Source organism: Citrobacter sp. RHB35-C21 (assembly GCF_013816515.1).
In the GTDB taxonomy this organism is placed as follows: Bacteria; Pseudomonadota; Gammaproteobacteria; order Enterobacterales; family Enterobacteriaceae; genus Citrobacter; species Citrobacter braakii.
The window spans coordinates 4,066,075-4,087,617 of sequence record NZ_CP057147.1 but is presented as its reverse complement, the minus strand read 5'-3'; the positions used below and the strand labels follow the sequence as shown (position 1 = coordinate 4,087,617).

Sequence of the window (21,543 nt, the reverse complement as noted above, 5' to 3'; positions counted from 1 at the left end):
TGGCCGACATCAAAGTGAATCATAGCGGGGGCATTGACGGTAGCGATGCGTTAATGGGCCCGAAAATTAAAGATAACGATTTACAGAAAGCCGCTCAGCAGTTTGAAGCCATTTTCTTACGCAACATGCTGAAAGAAATGCGTAAAACCAATGAGATCTTCGACTCCAAAGATAACCCGTTTAACAGCGACTCGGTGCGCATGATGCAGGGGTTTTACGACGATCAGTTATGTAACAGCCTGGCCCAGCAGCACGGTATTGGGATTGCGGCGATGATCGTTAAACAGCTCTCCCCGCATCATAAAGGATAAAGGTTGCGCGGCGGCTTAAGAACTGAGGTTTTTTCGCCGCTTTTAATCGGCAAGGTTGTTAACGACAGACCGGGGAACTGACCGGCGAGGACTCTTTGATGGACATGATTAACATTGGCTACAGCGGCGCATCTACTGCGCAGGTGGAGCTTAACGTAACGGCGCAAAACACAGCGAACGCCATGACCGACGGTTATACCCGGCAGGTGGCCGTCACCAGTACCATTGGCGCCAGCTCAGGCTCGGCGAACAGCGCGGGTAACGGTGTGCAGGTGGACAGTATTCGCCGGGTATCCAACCAGTATCAGGTGAACCAGGTCTGGTATGCCGCCAGCGATTACGGCTATTACAACACCCAGCAGACGTATTTAACTCAACTGGAAACCGTGCTCAGTGATGATAACAGCAGCCTGAGCGGCGGCTTTGACAACTTTTTTGCCGCGCTAAACGAAGCCACCACCAGCCCGGATGACTCCGCTCTGCGTGAGCAGGTGATCAGCGAGTCCGGCGCGCTGGCGCTGCGCGTGGATAACACCCTCGATTATATCGATTCGCAAAGCAGTGAAATCGTTAGTCAGGAGCAGGCGATGGTGGCGCAGGTGAATACGCTGACCAGCGGTATTGCCAACTACAACCAGCAGATCACTGAAGCCGAAGCCAACGGGGATAACGCGTCTGCGCTCTACGATGCCCGCGACCAGATGGTGGAAGAACTGAGCGGCATCATGGATGTTCAGGTCAATATTGATGATGAAGGTAACTACAACGTCACGCTGCAAAACGGTCAGCCGTTGGTGAGCGGGCAAGAGAGTTCCACCCTCGAACTGGAAACCAACGCCGACGGCACGCAGAGCATGTCGCTGACGTTCGCCGGAACCACGTCATCCATGAACACTGATACCGGCGGCTCGCTGGGCGCGCTGTTTGATTATCAGAATGAGGTACTGACGCCACTGACGGGGACGATTAACAGCATGGCAGAGCAGTTTGCCGATGCGGTTAACACCCAACTGGCGCAGGGCTACGACCTGAACGGAAATCCCGGCGAGCCGCTGTTTATTTATGACGAAAACTCCTCGGATGGCCCGCTGGAAGTGAACCCCGATATCACCGCCGATGAGCTGGCGTTTTCCAGTTCGCCGGATGAAAGCGGCAACAGCGATAACCTGCAGGCGCTGATCAACCTCTCAACCGAACCGTTAGATATCGAGGGGCTTGGTAGCGTAACCGTGGGCGAAGCCTGTTCATCAATCATCAGTAACATCGGTATTTACAGCCAGCAAAACCAGACGGAAGCGCAAGCGGCGGCGAACGTGTACTCCGAAGCACAGAACCAGCAGAGCAGCGTCAGCGGCGTCAGCATGGATGAAGAAGCGGTGAACCTCATTACCTACCAGCAAATTTACGAGGCCAACCTCAAAGTTATCTCAACAGGCGCAGATATTTTCGACTCTGTGCTGGAAATGTGTAGTTAATCTGGAGGGCTATTATCATGCGCGTGTCTACCCAACAATCCTATGTGTCTATGACGCAGAGTTTTAACGACCTTTCCAGCGATCTTTCCCACGTTGTCACGCAGATGGCGACAGGGAAAAGTATTCTGCTGCCGTCAGACGATCCTATCGCTGCGACACGAATCACCCAGCTTAACCGCCAGCAATCGGCTCTCGATCAGTATCAAACCAATATTGATTCCGCCTCGGCGGGGATGAGCCAACAGGAGTCTATTCTGGATGGCGTGAATAACGATCTGTTAGCGATTCGCGACGATCTGCTGGAGGCCGCCAACGGCACCAACACCGCCGAGTCGTTATCCAGCCTGGGGCAGGATATTCAGTCGATGACCGAAGCGATGGTCTCGGCGCTGAATTATCAGGATGAAGACGGTCACTATGTGTTTGGCGGGACGGTGAACGATCAACCGCCCATTGTCGCGGTAGATGAGGACGGTGACGGGGTGACCGACAGTTATACCTATCAGGGTAACGACGATCATCGCCAGACCACGGTGTCCAATGGCGTTGAGGTTGATACCAATGTGGCAGTCAGCGATTTCTTCGGCGATAGCCTCGACGTTCTGAACACTCTGACGTCGCTGTCGAAAGAGTTACAGGATCCGTCGGTTGACCCTGCCGATCCACAGGTGCAAAGCGATATTCAAAATGCCATTGATACGGTGGATGCGGCCTCTGACGCGCTCAACGCCTCTATAGCCACCATTGGTGAAACGCAGAATACGATGAGCATGCTGAGCAGTGCTCAGACGGATATCACTACCTCCAACGATCAGCTTATCAGTCAGTTGAGCGATCTGGATTATGGCCCAGCCTCCATTACCTTTACCGGTCTGGAAATGGCGATGGAAGCCACCTTAAAAACCTACTCCAAAGTGAGTGAGTTAAACCTTTTCAGTGTGATTTAACAGTTAGCAGTAGCTCAGGAATAGTATGCAGGTCGGTTTAAATACAACATCACTCTCCGGTAGCGGAGCGCTTAATCCTTCTGTGCAGCAGCATACCGTTGCGCAGAATGCCCCTGTCCGTCAAAAGTTACCCGCAACGGCGAGTGATTACCCGGCCTCACCCCTTATTACTACCCGGCCTCAGCGCTACAGCGTGCAGCTTAACGATCAGCTCACCACGCTGCAGCAAGCTGACCACTACCTGGGTCAACTGGAGCAGCATTTGCTGGACTTTCGTCACGCTTCTCGCCGCGGCGGACAGGCGCTGCAGCAGAAGGGGGCTGAACTAACTCAGTGGCTGGAAAAACGGCCAGCATTGTCCGGTGATGCGGTCGACAGGCAGTTGCGTCCGGTTTTACAGGGTGAGGCACGCGTCACTTTTCACTCGCCTGAACTGGCGCAGATGCTGCAAAAAAACGCGATAAGTTCACGCATGTTCAGTGTTTCTGACGGGCGGCAGACGCAGCACTCTGCGGTAGTGGTAGGCGAGGACCTGGATCCTGGTCAATACAAAATGATGATGAGCAACGCGCTGCGCCGTGTCGGTGTACAGGTGCACGATCAGCAGGGGGCGCTGAGCTTTTCCACGACGGAGAAGCAATGGCAGCAGATCCAACAAACCCTGAGCGTACGTGATGTTGACGCGAAGTCCTCGGCGTTTACTCTGCTAAAGACATTTGCCGATCCCTCTCGTTCAGATGAGCTTCTGCAACATATCGCGCAGGGCAGTTCCCGCACTCAGGATGGGTTACAGCAGGCGCTGGATGCGATTGGCGATCAGCGCGCGCAAATGGCCGCGCAGCAGGAGAAGGCCCGGCAGCTGATTGACGGTATGGCGCGTTTTCCACAGGCAGAAAGTGCGGTTAAAGCATCTGAATCACTGGGCGGGGTACTGGATCATGCTAATCACAACTATCAGGTTTTAGCCCAGGCGGTCAACGGACAAGCCCGGCTTTCCAGCCAGACTGTCCGTAGCTTATTAAGTTAATTCTGCTGACAAGATGTTGTCGAAAAGGTAAATGCCGAGGGGTCTGTGATTAACAGGCCTCCTACATCCTGAGTGAAGAGCAAATTTTGCTGCGGGTTTAAATGAATCCACCACGTATGAAGGTTATGCTCAACAATAAAGGAACTGAAATTGGATAAGCGGAGATCGTTATTATCCGCTTTCGCATCGCTAAAATGAAGCTCACCTTGTTGAGATGATTCTGTAGAACGATTAAGGCAAGTGGAGATCTCGAATACTGAAGGAACCTGGTTATTATGTTCCAAAGGGATGAGCGTAAGGGCCGTATCCTTGTGCTGTGGGCTCAGAATAAGTTGGTAATGTGCATTCCTTCCGGCGTTAAGATCATAATAGGCAATAACCGTGTGCTCAATGTGGGCATGGGCCAGAAAACTAAAAAATAGGGAGGAAATAGCCAGGATATAAAAAGCGTAATTATTTGCATTTTGGCATTTCATTTAACATTTTCTCCACTTCTTTAATTAAAATACCATTCATTTCGTTATCTTTATTTAGCCAGTTATCAAAGCTTAGTGCTAACTGCCAGCTATCATTGCATTGATTGCTCATCACAATATCAAGTGCGAGTTTGTTCAACGAGACCCGATAATAAAGGGTCATCGAGGCGCTATGCGCGACCAACAGTTGATTGATTTGCTCTATACCAGGAAGAATATGTTTTGAAACAAGCGATAACGATTTCTTATTCTCACCTGGATCGTAAAGTTGATAGACCGTAATACGGTTGGCATTTTCAAGCGTTTCTTTAACCAGTTGTGGGGTTTCTTCCGTTTTCGTGGCTGATGGCGCTTTAAAATAAGAGATCAGAGCAAACAGCGACAGAGCGACAACGATAACGGGCAAGGTAATCAGAACAGCCCGATAAGGATGATGTTTGGTTGCCAGTTTTTTCTTGCTGACTTCATGTAATGAACTGTTATTTAAAGTTATTTTTTCTGTTGTTGATGGCAGTTGCTCCTCAGACGCGAGGGTTTCAACCACCTCAGCATTCTCTTCGGTTACCTCACTGGCGCGGTCATCAACCTTATTTTCATTAGGAGCAATGATTTCAGTTAGATAGAGTTTATTAAACAAATACCCTTTTTTTGGTATGGTTTTTATAATTTCTTGTTGTTTACCATCATCATCAATAGCGACGCGCAGGGCATGAACGGCTGTCGGCAGACTATTTCCACCGACGATGCGATTCTTCCAGACAGCGGTCATTAAAAATGAACGAGATAAAACAACATCGGCATTTTTAGCTAATGTCTCTAACAGAATAAAATGGTATTCGCCCAGGCGACGTATCTCACCTGTTTCACAGTGGATTAACGCATTAAGCGAAGAGTCCATCCGCCAATTGTTGACTACAATACTCATGGTTTATTATACCCGCGCAAGATTTTTATATCCCTGGTGCCACACCGTTAAAAATCAGTGCATTAAAATTCTGGAGAAATTGAGATGTCTTCTGCCTGAGAAACAGCAGGTAAATCGGTATTGAGTGTTTTTTATGCTGTGCAAAAGAGGATTGGAAATGTAGCGAAAGTGTCTGAGACTCACAATATAAAAATACATGGCATTTGCAACCAAATGTAAAATAAAGTTATAACCAGGCTCTTTAAAACATTTTTATCTAAGCATAATCTTATTTTTATCATAAGGTTAACATAGCAGGTGCGTAATCGATCGGTTCGTTATTAGATATTTCTAATAATCTTTTAATTAAATCTTGATTGAGATCTTCCTTATGCAGTGATTGTTTTGGTGAGGAGCACGGAAAGCTAAAATAGAGGTGGGAGACGTTTTATCTCTCGCGTTAACGATGTTGTGCAAGGCGTAAAAAATTTTTCTGCAGCGCTTTAAGTTTTCCGAAGGGGTGGTCGTTTTTACAGAGTATCGAAACGAAAACGATTATTCCCAAGGAGCAGTACCATGTTATCGATTAATACTAATACCGCATCAATGTCCGCTGTTAACGCTATCAACAAAAGCAGCGCATCACTGTCTACTTCTATGGAACGTCTGGCGACAGGTAACCGTATTAACTCTTCTGCAGATGATGCTGCGGGCAAACAGATTGCCAACCGTCTGACTGCGCAGTCCAGCGGTATGGGCGTTGCGCTGAGCAACATTCAGGACGCGACTGCGATGCTGCAAACTGCAGACAGCATGTTTGACGAAATGACCGACGTACTGGGCCGTATGAAAGACCTGTCCACTCAGGCAGCGAACGGAACCTACAGCGACGAAGATTTGCAGGCGATGCAGGACGAATACGACGAACTGGGTCAGCAGATGTCCGATATGCTGCAGAACACCACTTACGGCGGCACCAACCTGTTCGGTGTTTCCGGTACCAGCAACACCGGCAAAGACGGTCTGTTCCAGGGGGCGGTAACCTTCCAGGTTGGTGCTGAATCTTCTGACACCATGACCGTTGATATCTCCAGCCAACTGGACTCTCTGGTTACCGATTTAAAAAGCGTTAGCAACTCTTTCGAAGCTGATCAGTTAGATGCGACCGGTACTGCAGGCATTTCCGGTGGTACTGAGCTGACCGCTTCTGGTTCTGCAAACCAGATGATCACTACTATCCAGACTGCAATGGACGACGTGTCTAAGATCCAGTCCAAACTGGGTGCATCTATCAACCGTCTGAACGATACCGCCGCTAACCTGACCAGCATGCAGGACAACACTGAAGTGGCGATCGGTAACATTATGGATACCGACTACGCGACGGAAGCGTCCAACATGACCCAGCAACAGGTGCTGATGCAAACCGGCATCACCATGCTGAAGCAGTCCAACAGCATGTCCAGCATGGTTTCCAGCCTGCTGCAGTAATTCCTGACTTAACGTCATTTACAACACCGCCACCCGGCGGTGTTGTGCTTTTAGCGACCAGGCTTTTACCTGGAAACCTTCCTGGGGAAGGGAAAAATCATTTCCGCTACTAAGTTAACTCACTGAATTTTAATTATAAAAATTATTGGCATGTATTTTGCTTTTACATAAATAACGTTGCACGGAGTCATTGATCATGAGCTATACGAGTCCGATCCAAAAATTAGCACAACAATTTGCCTACGCCGATATTGCCACCCAGGCGACGAATCTGCAGAACCAACAGAACGAGTTGAATGCTGAGAGCAGCGGTCTGGACTCGCTCAGTAGCGCGCTGACTGATTTTCAGACGGCAATCGATGCGCTGAACAGCGACACCGACGGCCCACTGACGTTTTCCGCCACCACAAATAATGAGTCGAATACGGTGTCGGCAAACTCGCAGGCACAGGCGGGGACCTACTCATTTTATGTTTCGCAGTTAGCACAGGGGCAACAAACCACGTTCAGCATGAGCGACGATACTTACGCCGCGACGGGTTCATTTGAGATAACCATGGATGACGGCACAACCATGGATATTGACCTGTCTACGGTCGATGAGGATGGCGATAACTGTGTTGATGCCAGTGAACTGGTTGATGCGATTAATAACTCGGACGATAACCCAGGCGTGTCGGCGGCATTGGTTAAGACCGACGGCACGACCACCATCATGCTGACCTCTGATACCACCGGTGAGCAAAGCGGTTTTTCGGTGAGCGTTTCGGGTAACACCGATCTGGCTACGGCGGAATCCTCCAGTGAACAACAGATAACGCAAGCGCAGGACGCCATTATTCACCTCGGTAACGAGGATGGCCCTGCGATCACCAGCAGCACCAATACCTTTGACGATGTGATCCCCGGCGTGACGATGACTTTTTCTGAGGTTAGCGATCCTGATGATCCTAACGATGTGACCACTTTTACCGTCGCGGAAGACTCCAGCGGATCGCAGGCCAAAGTGCAGACCTTTGTTGATGCCTACAACACCTTGGTCGACACCATCGATTCACTGACCAGCTATGGCGATGACGACACGGCGTCCGGGGTTTTTGCGGGTGACGCCGGGATGAATTCGCTGGCAAATCAGATGGATGATATTGCTCACGCGTCTTACGGTGGCGTGTCGATTGTTGATTATGGCATCACGCTGGATTCCGACGGTCACTTACAAATTGACTCCACTCAGTTCAGCGAAGCAATGGAAGAAAACCCGGACGGTTTGACCGCTATTTTTGTCGGGGAGGACAGCATGGTCGCGCAGATGGACGACCTGATGGAAAGCTATCTGGATTCCAGCAACGGCATCATCGCCCTGCGCCAGGAAAACATTGATGACCAGCAGAGCAAAATTCAGGACGAAAGCGATCAGCTGACTGAAACCTATAACACCAACTACGAGCGCTATGTGGAAGAGTACACCAATACGCTGGTGGAAACGTACACCATGAAAATGAGTATGGCCGCGTTTATGTAACCGGCTGATTTAAGAGAAGGATTGAGAATCAATATGTACGACACGCAGGATGGTTATTCGCAATACAAAGAGATGGATCTTGCTGCGCGTACCGCAGCAGCATCGCCATTAGAGCTGGTGCTGGTGCTGTTTTCGGGGCTGATGGACGAGCTGGAACGCGCCAAAAGCCACATTGAGAACAAACGCTATGAGCGCAAGGCGCAAAGCATCAACAAATGCATCGATATTCTCAACGCCTTAACCAGCTCGCTGGAGTTTGAAACGGGCGGCGAGTTGGTGGTGAATTTGTCCCGGCTGTATGACCACTGCGTCTACCGCCTGTATGAAGCCAGCGGCGAATTGTCGCTGGAAAAAATTGATGAAGTGATCCTCATCCTGACCAATCTACGCACAGGCTGGGAAGGTCTGTCGGCAAAGCTGGGATAAGACGATGGAAAGAGAGCGTCAGCAACAGCAGCTTTATGCCCTGGTAAAAGAGATGAACGAGGCGCTGGATCGAAAGCGTTGGCGCCGATTACCCGGCCTGCATCAGCAGGTGATGCGCGTTTTTCATGATTATGCCGCCTGGGAAACCGATGCCACCGCGTTGCGAGAGGTCAAAGACACCCTGCATGCGGCGTTTGAGGTGCTGATTGCCCGACGAACGCAGCGTGCGGAAGAACTCAAAGCGCGCATGGATCAACATCAGCAAAACCAGGAAGGAATGTTGGCGTACTCAATGGTTAATTTAATTTCGGAGAAGGCATGAATCCTGTATTACTGGCCTCGGCCAGTGCGTTGGCAGAGGCCACACCGGAAAAGGCGGCTATTTCGGCCCCAACAACGTCAACGAGCGGCAGCACGTTTTCTTTACCGCAGGCCGGGCTTAACGCGGTGGCTGAACGTTTGATCGGCACAAAAATAAACCAACAGCAGGCGTCGTTGCCTGAGCATCAACGCGATGATGCAGATCCTGCGGCCATGCAGGCATTGCTGGCGATGTTACTGGCGCAACCGGCACAGCCGTTAACGCCTGCGGCGGCGCAGAAGCAGCCTGACGGTGAGATGCTGAAAATGCTGACGCAGGCGCAAACTACGGGGGCGGGGTCTGCGCTTTTGCGCCAACTGGCGAGCGCGATGGCCGGGCAAGGAAAACAATCCATGCCGTCGGCTGAGCAGCACGCCACGGATTTATCGTCACTGTCGCCAAAGCTGCAAACGTTACTGGCATCGATCACCGAGAATTTGCCCCAGGCAACCCCGGATCAGCAGGCCAAACTGGCGACATTCTCCGCCCAGGATCTGCGCGCGATCGCGCCTGAACCTGTCTCGCTTTCGACCTCACAGCAAATTTCCGCCCGGGTGAAGTCAGCGGATCACGCCGTTCCTCGCCCGATGGCGGTGAGAAAAACGGATAGCGTAACGGTTAACCCATCGCTTGCGTCGCAAAGTTTGCTCAATACGGCGGTGCAGGGAACTCAGCCGGTAAATGCCCTGAGCGACCACAACGTGGTGTCGACGCAAGTTTCCGCGCCTACCACGCTGTCAACAGAGGAGCTCGGCGAGAAGCTCACCGCGCTGCTCAAAGACAGAATTCAGTTCCAGTTGGGTCAGCAACAGCAGGTGTCGACCATTCGTCTAGACCCGCCATCGCTGGGCAAACTGGAAATTGCCGTGCAGCTGGACGCAGGAAAGCTGATGGTGCACATCGGCGCAAATCAGAGTGATGTCTGCCGCTCGTTGCAGCAATTTAGCGAGAACTTACGCCAGCACCTCACGGCGCAGAACTTCATGGAAGTGAATGTTCAGGTCTCTTCCGAGGGACAATCGCAACAGCAACAACAGCAGTCAGGTCATCAACAGGACGAGGTGACGTCGGCGCTAACGCTTAACGACGAACCTCAATTTCAACAGAACGAATCCGTTCTGATCAAAGTGTAAAAGCAAGATGAAGAAAATTGTTATTGCGTGTGTGATCAGCTCTGTCGTTGCTCTGGGTATTGCTGGTGGGGCTGGATGGGGTATTTATCATTTTATGAATAAAGGTGCGACAGCTAAGGCAGCAAAACCCGCTGAGATACCCGAAGAAAATCAGGATGAGAGCAGCAGCATATTTGTCTCTCTGCCGGAAACGGTGGTTACGCTTCATGATAGTGAAGGGACAGACCGATACATGGTGGCAGAGCTGGTAATGGTCGTTGATTCAGAGAAAGACGCTGAAAAAATTAAGAAAGACGAACCGCTCTATCAAAGTATTACGGTAGATGAACTTTCGAATATGAAATATGAAGAGATTCGGGCGCTGAAGATCTCCGATATCAGAAAGAAAGTTTTTGAAAATCTGAAAATTGAATTAGCGAAACGCAAAATGGCGACACCGTATAAGGACATATTGGTGAAAAAAGTCGTGTTTCAATAAGCGACAAGCCAGGAAATAACATGATCCAGGATGCTTACGAGTCAGAAGATTTTAATGCGACGCCCGTGCTAACGCCAAAGCAAGAGAGCCATTATTTACAGGCTTATCTTCCTTTGGTGCGCAAAGTGGTGCGTCAACTTGCGCCGCAATGTACCTGCGTTATGGACAGGCAGGATATGGAGCAAACGGCGCTGATGGGATTGCTGAATGCGATTCGCCGCTATGGTCAACCGGATGAGGGCTTTGCCGGTTATGCCGTCCATCGTATCCGCGGAGCCATACTCGATGAGCTGCGCAGCCTCGACTGGCGGCCTCGTCAGCTACGACAAAAATACCATCAGATTAAAGATTTGATTCGTGATGCGCGTACTCAGCTCGGGCATGAACCCTCATGGGAAGAGCTTTCCCGGTTGGGTTTGTCGTCTGAAGATTATCAGGAATATCAACAGCTGGAAGGTGCTGAATCGCTGGCCAGCCTGGATGAATTACTGAATGGCGATATACCGATTGCGCCGCTCGAAGGGCGGGGGCTTGAAGAACAATTCGTCACGCAGGAAATGCTGGGTTATGCCCTGAGCCAACTCAGCGAAAAGGAGGGACTGGTGCTCTCAATGTATTACCAGCACGATATGAATTTAAAAGAAATCGCGCTGGTATTAGGGCTGACTGAAGCTCGAATTTGTCAAATGAATAAAAAAATCACGCACAAGATTCGTGATTGTTTATATCCAGATTAACAATTCCGAATCAACATGCGGAGGACGTAATGCAAAAGATTTTTGGTTTATTGGTGGTTTTAGGCTGCGTATTTGGTGGCTACTTTGAGGCTGGCGGACAGTTAATTGCTATCTGGCAGCCGGCAGAAATTATTATTATCGTGGGGGCCGGTCTGGGGGCGATGATTATCGGTAACCCAATGCATGTGCTTAAAGAGATTGCTCACCAGATCAAAGGCGTGGTCAGCAAAAAGAAAATGGGGCCGGAGTTCCAGCGTCAGTTGCTGATGTGCCTGTATGAACTGCTGGAAATGGTGCAAAACGGCGGTCTGCGTATGTTGGATCAGCATATCGAACAGCCGGAAGAGAGTACCATTTTCCAGAAATACCCGCTGGTACTGACCCAGAAACGACTGGTGACCTTTATCGCCGATAATTTCCGTCTGATGGCGATGGGGAAAATTGATGCCCACGAGCTGGAAGGGATCCTCGATCAGGAACTGGATACCGCGGAAGAATCGCTGTTAACCCCTTCGCGCTCCCTGCAGCGTACCGCCGAGGCGATGCCTGGCTTCGGCATTTGCGCGGCGGTGCTGGGTATCATCATCACCATGCAGTCAATCGATGGTTCCATTGCGCTTATCGGCCTGAAAGTGGCGGCGGCGCTGGTGGGGACATTCTTAGGGGTCTTCATCTGTTATTGCGTGATGGATCCGCTGGCAAACGCCATGGAACAGCAGGCGCGGGCGGAACATTCGCTGCTCGAATGTGTACGTACCGTGCTGGTGGCGCAAGCGGGCGGTAAGCCGACGCTGCTGGCGGTTGATGCGGGACGTAAACTTCTTCATCTGGCTTCCAAACCCACATTCGCCAATCTGGATGCGTGGGTGAATGCGATGCTGGAGCAAGAATAAGCATGAGGAAGGGGCCAAATCGTCGCGATCGCGGCGCGAAAACCACCATTATCCGCCGACAAATCAAAAAGAATCATGCAGGTCATCATGGGGGAGCGTGGAAGGTGGCATTTGCTGACTTTACGCTGGCGATGATGGCGTTGTTTATGACGTTGTGGATTGTGAACAGCGTCAGTAAAGCTGACCGCGAAAATATCGTGGCGGCGCTGCATGGTCAGTCAATCTTTAACGGTGGCGGTATGGCGCCGTTAAATAAGCTGGGCAAGCAGCCGATAGCGCCGGGAGCGCAGAAGAAAAACGTCACGCGCAACAAACTCGATAAAACCGTCAACCCGCAGGAGACGGCGAAAATTACGGAAGAGAACGCGAAAAAGGCGCTGGATGTGAATGAAAAAGCGGTGCTGCTGAAACAAAAATCAGCCCGCGAATTGGGCGAACTGGCGACCGACATTAACGTTATCGCCCGCAATGCGCATATGGAAACTAACCTTGAGATGGAGATTGTTCCTCAGGGGCTGCGCGTACTGATTAAAGATGACCAGAATCGCAATATGTTTGAGCGCGGTAGCGCCAGGATTATGCCGTTCTTTAAATCGCTGCTGGTTGAACTGACTCCCGTGTTTGACTCGCTGGATAACAAGATAATCATCACCGGGCATACAGACGCGATGAGCTATAAGAGTAACATTTACAACAACTGGAACCTCTCCGGCGACCGCGCTTTGTCGGCGCGACGCGTGCTGGAGGATGCCGGAATGCCGCAGAATAAAGTCATGCAGGTCAGCGCGATGGCGGACCAAATGCTGCTGGATGCGAAAAATCCGGAAAGTGCCGGGAACCGTCGCATTGAGATCATGGTGCTGACGCAAAGCGCTTCCGATACGTTGTATCAATATTTTGGCCAGCAGGGAGAGAAGGTTGTGCAACCGCTGGTGGATAAGCTGGACAAGCAAAAGCAAGTGACTTCTTTACGTCAACAACCTGCTCCCGTCACTCATTAATTCTGTTCTCGTCCCCCACGCAACGTGGGGGCAATTTATTCCTCAGGAAGGCAATGTGATAGATGTAACCCATATTATTCCATTGGAGATTCATACTGATAACGTCACCGATGTAGCCTGTCAGGGGGCGCATTTCGACAAGGTCTCAGGTATCTGGTACACCGAACCCCACGAGCTAAACGGGGCGCTTCGTGACTATGTCTACGACACCGACAATTTTAATATTGTCGCGCCGTACTATCTGGTGATTACCTCGAAGATGCACTGCTGGAGCTGCCACCAAATTACCCGCATCCATGGCGTGATGTTTACCCGCTTTATTAAGAAAAATCAGGATGGTCAGGGCTGGCAGTCGGTCAGGCGTAACAGCTTTTTGTTCCACATTAATTCTCTGCCTGAAGAGATAAAAAAGAACATCAAAGCCAGCAATTACTACCTCGATAAAAGTAAAACCACCGGGCTACGTTACTGGATGAATCACTGTGAAATTTGTGGTGAACGTCTGGGCGACTACGAACTTTTCTGCGTTGAAAATGATGCCTTCCGCCTGATGACAATCGAAAAACTGCTGCGGGCAAATGTTCGCAAAGTGAATAAACTGTTTGTCAGTACGGCGGGTAATCCCGCAGAACATACGAAAAAGGATATTGTGCGTTACCTGTGCGATGCCCGCTTCGTCATGAATGGTCCGGCGTAAGGAATAATCATACTTCTCACACTATAAAAATACTGTATACTTAAACAGTGTTGTGGGAGGCGAGTAATGCGCAAAATCATACATGTTGATATGGACTGCTTTTTCGCAGCGGTGGAAATGCGCGATAACCCCGCTCTGCGTGACATTCCCATTGCCATCGGCGGCAGCCGGGAGCGCCGGGGGGTTATCAGTACAGCCAATTACCCGGCGCGCAAATTTGGCGTGCGTAGCGCGATGCCAACGGGAATGGCGTTAAAGCTATGCCCGCATCTTACCTTATTACCCGGTCGCTACGAGGCTTACAAAGAAGCCTCCCGCCAGATTCAGGCGATTTTCTCCCGCTATACCTCGCTGATTGAACCCCTGTCGCTGGATGAAGCCTATCTGGATGTAACCGACAGCACCCACTGCCACGGTTCTGCCACGCTGATCGCCCAGGAGATCCGCCAGACGATTTTTAACGAGCTGCAGCTAACCGCCTCCGCCGGGATTGCGCCGGTTAAATTTCTGGCAAAAATAGCCTCCGATCTCAACAAGCCCAACGGGCAATATGTGATTACCCCTGCCGATGTTCCTGAATTTCTCAAAACGTTACCGCTCGGCAAAATTCCCGGCGTCGGCAAAGTCTCCGCCGCGAAGCTGGAATCAATGGGATTGCGTACCTGCGAGGATGTTCAAAAATACGACCTGGCAATGCTGCTCAAACGTTTTGGTAAGTTTGGTCGCGTGCTGTGGGAGCGAAGCCAGGGCATTGACGAGCGGGACGTTAACAACGACAGACTGCGCAAATCCGTCGGCGTGGAGCGCACGCTGGCGGAAGATATTCATGAGTGGTCAGAATGCGAGGCGATTATTGAGCGGCTTTATCCCGAACTGGAACGGCGTCTGGCCAAGGTAAAGCCGGATCTCCTTATCGCTCGCCAGGGGATAAAACTCAAGTTTAATGATTTTCAGCAGACCACGCAGGAGCACGTCTGGCCGCGCTTAAATAAAGATGACTTAATTGCGACGGCGCGTAAAACCTGGGAAGAACGTCGGGGAGGGCGAGGCGTGAGGCTGGTGGGATTACACGTCACGCTACTGGATCCCCAACTGGAAAGACAGCTGCTGTTGGGGCTGTGACTCTGATGGATTGCCGGATAAGCGTAGCGCTATCCGGCATTTAGCGCAGAATCTTACTTCGCCGGAATCGACTTCAGCAGTTCAGTCAGCAGCGTCCAGTAGTGACCAACGCTTTCGATATGAACCTGCTCATCCGGGGAGTGCGGACCGGTGATGGTTGGCCCGATGGAAACCATGTCCATTTCCGGATACGGTTTCTTGAACAGACCACATTCCAGACCGGCGTGAATGATCTGGATGTTTGGCGTTTTGTTGAACAGACGCTGGTAGGTTTCGCGAACCAGGTGCATAACCGGAGAGTTAGCATCCGGCTGCCAGCCTGGGTATCCGCCTTTGGCCTGGGTTTTCGCGCCAGCCAGTTTACCCAGTGAATCCAGCATGCTCACCACGTAGTCTTTACCGCTGTCGATCAGGGAACGGATCAGGCAGTGAATTTCAACGTTGTCGTCAGTCATGGTTACAACGCCGACGTTCAGGGAGGTTTCTACCACGCCTTTGGCTACGTCGGAATTGCGGATAACACCGTTCGGGGTGGCGTTCAGCAGACGTACGAAGCTGTCGCGAGACTGAGTGGTCAGCGCGGCTTTGTCGTGAGTAACGGCATCCAGCAGCAGAGCCAGGTTCTTCTCTTTGGCTTCCAGTTCGTTTTTCAGGATTTCCTGGTAGGTGTTGACCAGCGCTTTTAACGCATCAACTTTATCTGCCGCCACGGCGAGGGTGGCAAAGGCTTCACGCGGAATCGCGTTGCGCAGCGTACCGCCGTTGAAATCAACCAGACGCAGATCCAGCTCTTCAGCGTGACCCGCCAGGAAGCGTACCAGCAGCTTATTAGCGTTACCGAGACCAACGTGGATTTCGCCGCCGGAGTGACCGCCTTTCAGGCCTTTCAACGTCAGCTTAAAGCTCTGGAAGCCAGCCGGGATTGCTTCACGGGACAGCGGCAGGTTAGAGGTAAAGTCGATACCGCCTGCGCAACCCATATAGATCTCACCTTCTTCTTCAGAGTCGGTGTTGATCAGAATATCTGCCTGCAGCCAGTTAGCCTGCAGACCAAACGCGCCATCCATACCTGCTTCTTCGGTCATGGTCAGCAGCACTTCAAGCGGACCGTGCACCACGTTGTCATCAGCCAGAACGGCCAGTGCGGACGCCATACCGATGCCGTTATCCGCACCCAGCGTGGTGCCACGGGCTTTTACCCATTCGCCGTCAATATAAGGCTGGATAGGATCTTTAGTGAAGTCGTGCACGGTGTCGTTATTTTTCTGCGGGACCATATCCAGGTGCGCTTGCAGAACGACCGGCTTGCGGTTTTCCATTCCTGCGGTAGCGGGTTTGCGAATCAGGATATTACCGACCTGATCGCGCTCGACGTGGAAACCTTTCTCTTGGGCCCAGCTCAGAATGTGTTCAGCGAGCTGCTCTTCATGGTAGGACGGATGAGGAATAGAACAGATTTTGGCAAAAATATCCCACAGCGGTTGCGGGGATAACTGAGACAGTTCAGACACGTTGAGTCTCCTTGGCGATGTCCTACAAAACTTGCTTGCAGGCCACAGGGTTAGCAGAATTAAAAACATCACAAGTCAGGCTTGCGCGATGCGATTGAGAATACCACTTTCTCCGCTGACGGCTAGCATAAAGCATGCAAAAAGAGGCGCGGATTCCGCGAAACACTGGTTTTTAGTGCGTCAGATCTCTATAATCTCGCGCAACCTATTTCCCCCTCGAACACTTTTTAAGCCGTAGATAAACAGGCTGGGACACTTCACATGAGCGAAAAATACGTCGTCACCTGGGACATGTTGCAGATCCATGCACGTAAACTGGCAAGCCGCCTGATGCCTTCTGAACAATGGAAAGGCATTATTGCCGTTAGCCGTGGTGGTCTGGTGCCGGGCGCATTGCTGGCGCGTGAATTGGGTATTCGTCATGTCGATACCGTATGCATCTCCAGCTACGATCACGACAACCAGCGCGAACTGAAAGTGCTGAAGCGTGCCGAAGGCGACGGTGAAGGTTTCATCGTAATTGATGACTTGGTTGACACCGGTGGTACCGCCGTAGCGATCCGCGAAATGTACCCTAAAGCGCATTTCGTCACTATTTTCGCTAAGCCGGCAGGTCGCCCGCTGGTGAATGATTATGTTGTTGATATCCCTCAGGATACCTGGATTGAGCAGCCGTGGGATATGGGCGTAGTGTTCGTTCCGCCGATCTCGGGTCGCTAATCTAAAAAGTTTTCAACGCCCGCACTGTCGGGCGTTGTTCTTTTTGTGCTGTGTCAGGTTACACTATGCCTTAGTGAGTACTCATGGAGGCTGCAATCATGTCACAGGCTAACCTCAGCGAAGTCCTGTTTAAACCCCGCTTCAAACACCCTGAAACGTCAACGCTGGTTCGTCGTTTTAATCACGGCGCGCAGCCGTCCGTACAATCGACCCTGGATGGCAAAACCATCCCGCACTGGTACCGTATGGTGAACCGCCTGATGTGGATCTGGCGTGGCGTCGATCCGCGCGAAATCCTCGAAGTGCAGGCACGTATCGTCATGAGCGAAGCCGAACGCACCGATAAAGAGCTTTACGACACGGTTATCGGCTATCGCGGCGGAAACTGGATTTACGAGTGGGCGAAGCAGGCGATGGACTGGCAACAGAAAGCCTCTATGGAAGAGGATCCGCAGGTGAGCGGACGCCACTGGCTGCATGCTTCCACGCTCTATAACATCGCCGCTTATCCGCACTTAAAAGGCGATGAGCTGGCAGAGCAGGCGCAGGCTCTGGCCAATCGCGCCTATGAAGAGGCCGCACAGCGTCTGCCGGGCACGCTGCGTGAGATGGAATTTGCCGTTACCGGCGGCGCGCCGATTACCGGCTTCCTGCATATGCCAAAAGGCGACGGTCCGTTCCCGACGGTGCTGATGTGCGGTGGCCTCGATTCCATGCAAACGGATTATTACACTCTGTATGAGCGCTACTTTGCCCCGCGCGGTATTGCCATGCTGACGCTGGATATGCCGTCGGTCGGGTTCTCGTCAAAATGGAAACTGACCCAGGACTCCAGCCTGCTGCACCAGCACGTATTAAAAGCGCTGCCGAATGTTCCATGGGTGGATCACACCCGTGTGGCGGCCTTCGGCTTCCGCTTTGGCGCCAACGTGGCGGTACGCCTTGCGTATCTGGAATCATCACGTCTGAAGGCGGTGGCCTGTTTGGGTCCGGTGGTTCATGCGCTGCTTAGCGACCCGCAGCGTCAGGCAAGCGTCCCGGAAATGTACCTTGACGTTCTGGCCAGTCGTTTGGGGATGCACGACGCATCCGATGAAGCGTTGCGCGTTGAGCTTAATCGCTATTCATTAAAAGTGCAGGGCCTGCTGGGCCGACGCTGCCCGACGCCAATGCTGTCGGGGTTCTGGAAAAACGATCCGTTTAGCCCGGAAGAGGAGTCGCGTTTAATCACATCTTCATCTTCTGACAGTAAGCTGCTGGAGATTCCATTCAACCCGGTGTATCGCAATTTTGACAAAGGGCTGCAGGAAATAACCGGTTGGATCAATCAGAGATTGTGTTAAAAGTTTGCTAAATTTTATCGATTTGGTAAAACAGGTGCTTCACCTAAGGAGATCGTAATGACGTTACCGAGTGGGCATCCGAAAAGTAGATTGATCAAGAAATTCACCGCGCTTGGCCCGTACATCCGGGAAGGGCAGTGCGAAGATAATCGGTTTTTTTTCGATTGTCTGGCTGTTTGCGTCAATGTGAAACCCGCCCCAGAGAAACGCGAGTTTTGGGGCTGGTGGATGGAACTGGAGGCGCAGGAAAAACGCTTCACGTACAGCTACCAGTTTGGCTTGTTTGATAAAGACGGGAACTGGACTGCAGTGCCGGTGAAAGAGATTGAAGTGGTAGAGCGACTGGAATATACCTTACGTGAATTTCATGAAAAATTACGTGGGTTGTTAACGTCGCTGAATCTGGCGCTGGAGCCTGCTGACGATTTTAACGATGAACCGGTTAAATTAACGGCATAATGAACAGTAAAATGCCGGATGGCGGCGCAACCCCATCCGGCATTTTTTTATGCTATATCAGAACTGATAAACCATACCGACAGCAACGATATCATCATTGTTGATGCCCAGTTTATTGTCGCTATCGAGCTGGTTGATTTTATAATCGACAAACGCGGACATATTTTTGTTGAAATAGTATGTTGCGCCAACGTCGATATAATTCACCAGATCCTCATTGCCTACGCCTTCAATATCTTTCCCTTTTGACAGCACATAACCCAGTGACGGACGCAGACCAAAGTCAAACTGGTACTGAACTACCGCTTCGAAGTTCTGTGTTTTATTAGCGAAGCCACCGGAAATTGGCGTCATATTGCGCGTTTCAGAATAGAACGTCGCAATATAAATATCGTTAGCATCATATTTTAAACCGGTTGCCCAGGCTTCTGCTTTATCGCCAGTCCCACGCGTTTGCAGATTCTGTTGGTTGGTACGATCGGAGTTGGTATACGCACCGCTCACCGCGAAATCGCTGCCGCCAAAATCATAGGTAACGGAAGTACCAAAACCGTCGCCATTTTGTTTTTTCACATCGCGGTCCTGATTTTTCCCCTGGTATTGCAGGGTGAGATCCAGACCATCCACGACGCCGAAGAAGTCGGTGTTACGGTAGGTCGCCAGGCCGCTGGCGCGTTTGGTCATAAAGTTATCGGTCTGCGCGGAGGAGTCGCCGCCGAATTCCGGGAACATATCGGTCCACGCTTCCACGTCGTACAGCGCGCCGAGGTTACGACCGTAATCAAACGAGCCAAGGTTTTTTAATTTCAGACCGGCAAAGGCCAGACGGGTTTTTTGCTGGTTTGAGTCGCTTTCGGCTTTATTGCCGGCGAACTCTGCTTCCCAGCGGCCATATCCCGTCAGTTCATCGTTAATTTGCGTTTCGCCTTTAAAACCTAAACGGATATAGCTCTGGTCGCCGTCTTTGCTGTCATAATCCGTCATGTAATGCATGGCTTTTACTTTGCCGTACAGGTCCAGTTTATTACCGTTCTTGTTATACACTTCCGCTGCCTGTACGGATGCCGACGCAGTAATACCCATCACCACTAATGCCAGAGTGCTCTTTTTCATTTTCATTCCTGATTAAAAGTACGCGCTAATATTCACTGGGTGTGATCCCCGTTAAAAGACAGGAGGGTTTTTAACGTCTGGTAATGAACGTTTTATGACAAAGTAAGAATATTTTTAAAAAAGGATGTTTTTTTGTTTCTGTAATAAATGCGTCAAAATCTGCCGCTACGCTTGCTGATCCTGCGCAATAAAATTTCATGCTTTGTGCGCTGGTTGTTGGCAACCGGGGCCAGTCCTGCTAAAACGTTCGTTTGATATCATTTTCCCCAATTTTGAATGGCAGAGAATCATGAGTGACAGCCAGACGCTGGTGGTAAAACTTGGCACCAGTGTGTTAACGGGCGGATCGCGCCGCCTGAACCGCGCCCACATCGTAGAACTGGTTCGCCAGTGTGCGCAGCTCCATGCCGCAGGGCATCGTATTGTTATCGTTACCTCGGGCGCGATTGCCGCCGGACGTGAGCATCTGGGTTACCCTGAGCTCCCGGCAACGATAGCCTCGAAACAGCTGTTGGCGGCGGTAGGGCAGAGCCGATTGATTCAACTATGGGAACAGTTGTTCTCGATTTACGGTATTCACATCGGACAGATGCTGCTAACGCGTGCGGATATGGAAGACAGAGAGCGCTTCCTTAACGCCCGCGATACGCTACGCGCGCTGCTGGATAACAACATCGTTCCTGTCATTAATGAGAACGACGCCGTAGCGACTGCCGAAATTAAAGTCGGTGATAACGACAACCTTTCAGCGCTGGCGGCGATTCTGGCCGGGGCCGATAAGCTGCTGCTGCTGACCGATCAGCAAGGGCTGTTTACCGCCGATCCGCGCACCAACCCGCAGGCTGAGCTGATCAAAGACGTTCACGGTATTGATGATGCGCTGCGCGCCATTGCCGGTGATAGCGTCTCGGGTCTGGGAACCGGCGGTATGGGGACTAAACTGCAGGCCGCTGATGTTGCATGCCGCGCCGGGATTGACACCATTATTGCCGCAGGCAGCAAGCCGGGCGTAATTGGCGACGTGATGGAAGGCGTTTCCGTTGGGACGCGTTTCCATGCACAGGCCTCTCCGCTGGAGAACCGTAAACGCTGGATCTTCGGCGCACCGCCAGCCGGGGAAATTACCGTTGATGAGGGGGCGACCGCAGCGATTCTGGAGCGTGGCAGTTCATTACTGCCAAAAGGCATTAAAAGCGTGACAGGCAACTTCTCTCGTGGTGAAGTGATCCGCATCTGCAATCTCGAAGGGCGCGATATTGCCCACGGCGTTACCCGCTATAACAGCGATGCGCTGCGCCGTATTGCCGGACATCACTCACAACAGATCGACACCATCCTGGGCTACGAATACGGTCCGGTTGCTGTCCATCGCGACGACATGATTACCCGTTAAGGA

General features: G+C 51.3%; 23 protein-coding genes. 19 read left to right on the top strand and 4 right to left on the bottom strand.

Going from position 1 to position 21,543, the window contains the following annotated elements; translation table 11 throughout:
- The first annotated feature begins 8 nt into the window (after positions 1 to 8).
- The 4 genes from HVZ39_RS19905 to HVZ39_RS19890 all read left to right on the top strand — a co-directional run bounded on the left by HVZ39_RS19905 (position 9) and on the right by HVZ39_RS19890 (position 3,760).
- Positions 9 to 311, top strand: a complete 303-nt coding sequence (locus HVZ39_RS19905; protein WP_029139422.1) for a rod-binding protein — start codon at positions 9 to 11, stop codon at positions 309 to 311.
- Positions 312 to 409: 98 nt separating this feature from the next.
- The gene (gene flgK / locus HVZ39_RS19900) at positions 410 to 1,786 is read left to right on the top strand and encodes a flagellar hook-associated protein FlgK (protein WP_094761461.1); all 1,377 of its coding nucleotides are present in this window, start codon (positions 410 to 412) and stop codon (positions 1,784 to 1,786) included.
- A 17-nt stretch (positions 1,787 to 1,803) separates the two neighbouring features.
- The gene (flgL, locus tag HVZ39_RS19895; RefSeq protein WP_131405636.1) at positions 1,804 to 2,733 is read left to right on the top strand and encodes a flagellar hook-associated protein FlgL; all 930 of its coding nucleotides are present in this window, start codon (positions 1,804 to 1,806) and stop codon (positions 2,731 to 2,733) included.
- Between the two features lie 25 nt (positions 2,734 to 2,758).
- Positions 2,759 to 3,760: a hypothetical protein gene (locus HVZ39_RS19890; RefSeq protein ID WP_046275411.1), complete on the top strand. Its 1,002-nt coding sequence runs from the start codon at positions 2,759 to 2,761 to the stop codon at positions 3,758 to 3,760.
- On the opposite strand, the gene HVZ39_RS19885 is transcribed toward HVZ39_RS19890, so the two are convergent.
- Both HVZ39_RS19885 and HVZ39_RS19880 read right to left on the bottom strand, forming a co-directional pair.
- Positions 3,757 to 4,236 (bottom strand): hypothetical protein, encoded by a 480-nt coding sequence (locus HVZ39_RS19885; RefSeq protein ID WP_016151851.1) that lies wholly within the window; start codon positions 4,234 to 4,236, stop codon positions 3,757 to 3,759. The genes HVZ39_RS19890 and HVZ39_RS19885 overlap by 4 nt on opposite strands.
- Positions 4,214 to 5,161: a winged helix-turn-helix domain-containing protein gene (locus HVZ39_RS19880; RefSeq protein WP_181632879.1), complete on the bottom strand. Its 948-nt coding sequence runs from the start codon at positions 5,159 to 5,161 to the stop codon at positions 4,214 to 4,216. Before HVZ39_RS19880 ends, HVZ39_RS19885 begins: the two co-directional genes overlap by 23 nt.
- Before the next feature lie 555 nt (positions 5,162 to 5,716).
- Here HVZ39_RS19880 and lafA point away from each other — a divergent pair.
- From lafA to dinB, 11 genes are all read left to right on the top strand, one after another.
- A complete protein-coding gene (lafA, locus tag HVZ39_RS19875; RefSeq protein ID WP_049040787.1) occupies positions 5,717 to 6,631 on the top strand; it encodes a lateral flagellin LafA in 915 nt (304 codons plus the stop codon).
- Between the two features lie 196 nt (positions 6,632 to 6,827).
- Positions 6,828 to 8,153 carry a flagellar filament capping protein FliD gene (gene fliD, locus HVZ39_RS19870; protein ID WP_137367217.1) on the top strand — a complete coding sequence of 442 codons (1,326 nt, stop codon included), beginning with the start codon at positions 6,828 to 6,830 and terminating at the stop codon, positions 8,151 to 8,153.
- Between the two features lie 33 nt (positions 8,154 to 8,186).
- Complete coding sequence (gene fliS / locus HVZ39_RS19865) at positions 8,187 to 8,579, top strand: flagellar export chaperone FliS (protein WP_003843794.1); 393 nt, start codon at positions 8,187 to 8,189, stop codon at positions 8,577 to 8,579.
- 4 nt (positions 8,580 to 8,583) lie between these two features.
- Positions 8,584 to 8,901, top strand: coding sequence for a hypothetical protein (locus HVZ39_RS19860; RefSeq protein ID WP_016151855.1), 318 nt, complete (start codon positions 8,584 to 8,586; stop codon positions 8,899 to 8,901).
- Entirely contained in the window at positions 8,898 to 10,073 is a 1,176-nt protein-coding gene (locus tag HVZ39_RS19855; RefSeq protein ID WP_181632878.1) for a flagellar hook-length control protein FliK, read from the top strand. Before HVZ39_RS19860 ends, HVZ39_RS19855 begins: the two co-directional genes overlap by 4 nt.
- 7 nt (positions 10,074 to 10,080) lie before the next feature.
- The gene (locus HVZ39_RS19850; protein WP_047357630.1) at positions 10,081 to 10,551 is read left to right on the top strand and encodes a flagellar basal body-associated FliL family protein; all 471 of its coding nucleotides are present in this window, start codon (positions 10,081 to 10,083) and stop codon (positions 10,549 to 10,551) included.
- A gap of 20 nt (positions 10,552 to 10,571) precedes the next feature.
- On the top strand, positions 10,572 to 11,288 hold the full coding sequence (locus HVZ39_RS19845; RefSeq protein ID WP_046275416.1) for a FliA/WhiG family RNA polymerase sigma factor: 717 nt from the start codon (positions 10,572 to 10,574) through the stop codon (positions 11,286 to 11,288).
- Positions 11,289 to 11,317: 29 nt separating this feature from the next.
- Complete coding sequence (motA, locus tag HVZ39_RS19840; RefSeq protein WP_016151859.1) at positions 11,318 to 12,181, top strand: flagellar motor stator protein MotA; 864 nt, start codon at positions 11,318 to 11,320, stop codon at positions 12,179 to 12,181.
- Positions 12,182 to 12,183: 2 nt separating this feature from the next.
- A complete protein-coding gene (gene lafU, locus HVZ39_RS19835; RefSeq protein ID WP_181632877.1) occupies positions 12,184 to 13,182 on the top strand; it encodes a putative lateral flagellar export/assembly protein LafU in 999 nt (332 codons plus the stop codon).
- A gap of 55 nt (positions 13,183 to 13,237) precedes the next feature.
- Positions 13,238 to 13,879, top strand: a complete 642-nt coding sequence (locus tag HVZ39_RS19830; RefSeq protein ID WP_016151861.1) for a hypothetical protein — start codon at positions 13,238 to 13,240, stop codon at positions 13,877 to 13,879.
- 66 nt (positions 13,880 to 13,945) lie between these two features.
- Positions 13,946 to 15,001 (top strand): DNA polymerase IV, encoded by a 1,056-nt coding sequence (gene dinB, locus HVZ39_RS19825; RefSeq protein WP_016155765.1) that lies wholly within the window; start codon positions 13,946 to 13,948, stop codon positions 14,999 to 15,001.
- 53 nt (positions 15,002 to 15,054) lie between these two features.
- Here dinB and pepD read toward each other — a convergent pair whose 3' ends face one another.
- Positions 15,055 to 16,512 carry a cytosol nonspecific dipeptidase gene (gene pepD / locus HVZ39_RS19820; RefSeq protein ID WP_016151863.1) on the bottom strand — a complete coding sequence of 486 codons (1,458 nt, stop codon included), beginning with the start codon at positions 16,510 to 16,512 and terminating at the stop codon, positions 15,055 to 15,057.
- A 261-nt stretch (positions 16,513 to 16,773) separates the two neighbouring features.
- Between pepD and gpt the strand changes: the two genes are divergently transcribed.
- The 3 genes from gpt (at position 16,774) to crl (ending at position 19,034) form a co-directional block, all read left to right on the top strand.
- Positions 16,774 to 17,232, top strand: a complete 459-nt coding sequence (gpt, locus tag HVZ39_RS19815) for a xanthine phosphoribosyltransferase (RefSeq protein ID WP_003031380.1) — start codon at positions 16,774 to 16,776, stop codon at positions 17,230 to 17,232.
- Positions 17,233 to 17,330: 98 nt separating this feature from the next.
- On the top strand, positions 17,331 to 18,575 hold the full coding sequence (gene frsA, locus HVZ39_RS19810; protein WP_181632876.1) for an esterase FrsA: 1,245 nt from the start codon (positions 17,331 to 17,333) through the stop codon (positions 18,573 to 18,575).
- A 57-nt stretch (positions 18,576 to 18,632) separates the two neighbouring features.
- Entirely contained in the window at positions 18,633 to 19,034 is a 402-nt protein-coding gene (gene crl, locus HVZ39_RS19805; RefSeq protein WP_123915716.1) for a sigma factor-binding protein Crl, read from the top strand.
- A gap of 57 nt (positions 19,035 to 19,091) precedes the next feature.
- Here crl and phoE read toward each other — a convergent pair whose 3' ends face one another.
- Entirely contained in the window at positions 19,092 to 20,147 is a 1,056-nt protein-coding gene (gene phoE, locus HVZ39_RS19800; RefSeq protein WP_016151867.1) for a phosphoporin PhoE, read from the bottom strand.
- Positions 20,148 to 20,436: 289 nt separating this feature from the next.
- Between phoE and proB the strand changes: the two genes are divergently transcribed.
- Positions 20,437 to 21,540 carry a glutamate 5-kinase gene (gene proB, locus HVZ39_RS19795; RefSeq protein ID WP_003031373.1) on the top strand — a complete coding sequence of 368 codons (1,104 nt, stop codon included), beginning with the start codon at positions 20,437 to 20,439 and terminating at the stop codon, positions 21,538 to 21,540.
- Positions 21,541 to 21,543: the final 3 nt, after the last annotated feature.

Bases quoted from the DNA above. Each gene is read 5' to 3' on its own strand.
- flgK (WP_094761461.1), top strand. From the start codon at position 410: ATGGACATGATTAACATTGGCTACAGCGGCGCATCTACTGCGCAGGTG.
- flgL (WP_131405636.1), top strand. From the start codon at position 1,804: ATGCGCGTGTCTACCCAACAATCCTATGTGTCTATGACGCAGAGTTTT.
- HVZ39_RS19890 (WP_046275411.1), top strand. From the start codon at position 2,759: ATGCAGGTCGGTTTAAATACAACATCACTCTCCGGTAGCGGAGCGCTT.
- HVZ39_RS19885 (WP_016151851.1), bottom strand. From the start codon at position 4,236: ATGAAATGCCAAAATGCAAATAATTACGCTTTTTATATCCTGGCTATT.
- HVZ39_RS19880 (WP_181632879.1), bottom strand. From the start codon at position 5,161: ATGAGTATTGTAGTCAACAATTGGCGGATGGACTCTTCGCTTAATGCG.
- lafA (WP_049040787.1), top strand. From the start codon at position 5,717: ATGTTATCGATTAATACTAATACCGCATCAATGTCCGCTGTTAACGCT.
- fliD (WP_137367217.1), top strand. From the start codon at position 6,828: ATGAGCTATACGAGTCCGATCCAAAAATTAGCACAACAATTTGCCTAC.
- fliS (WP_003843794.1), top strand. From the start codon at position 8,187: ATGTACGACACGCAGGATGGTTATTCGCAATACAAAGAGATGGATCTT.
- HVZ39_RS19860 (WP_016151855.1), top strand. From the start codon at position 8,584: ATGGAAAGAGAGCGTCAGCAACAGCAGCTTTATGCCCTGGTAAAAGAG.
- HVZ39_RS19855 (WP_181632878.1), top strand. From the start codon at position 8,898: ATGAATCCTGTATTACTGGCCTCGGCCAGTGCGTTGGCAGAGGCCACA.
- HVZ39_RS19850 (WP_047357630.1), top strand. From the start codon at position 10,081: ATGAAGAAAATTGTTATTGCGTGTGTGATCAGCTCTGTCGTTGCTCTG.
- HVZ39_RS19845 (WP_046275416.1), top strand. From the start codon at position 10,572: ATGATCCAGGATGCTTACGAGTCAGAAGATTTTAATGCGACGCCCGTG.
- motA (WP_016151859.1), top strand. From the start codon at position 11,318: ATGCAAAAGATTTTTGGTTTATTGGTGGTTTTAGGCTGCGTATTTGGT.
- lafU (WP_181632877.1), top strand. From the start codon at position 12,184: ATGAGGAAGGGGCCAAATCGTCGCGATCGCGGCGCGAAAACCACCATT.
- dinB (WP_016155765.1), top strand. From the start codon at position 13,946: ATGCGCAAAATCATACATGTTGATATGGACTGCTTTTTCGCAGCGGTG.
- gpt (WP_003031380.1), top strand. From the start codon at position 16,774: ATGAGCGAAAAATACGTCGTCACCTGGGACATGTTGCAGATCCATGCA.
- frsA (WP_181632876.1), top strand. From the start codon at position 17,331: ATGTCACAGGCTAACCTCAGCGAAGTCCTGTTTAAACCCCGCTTCAAA.
- crl (WP_123915716.1), top strand. From the start codon at position 18,633: ATGACGTTACCGAGTGGGCATCCGAAAAGTAGATTGATCAAGAAATTC.
- phoE (WP_016151867.1), bottom strand. From the start codon at position 20,147: ATGAAAAAGAGCACTCTGGCATTAGTGGTGATGGGTATTACTGCGTCG.
- proB (WP_003031373.1), top strand. From the start codon at position 20,437: ATGAGTGACAGCCAGACGCTGGTGGTAAAACTTGGCACCAGTGTGTTA.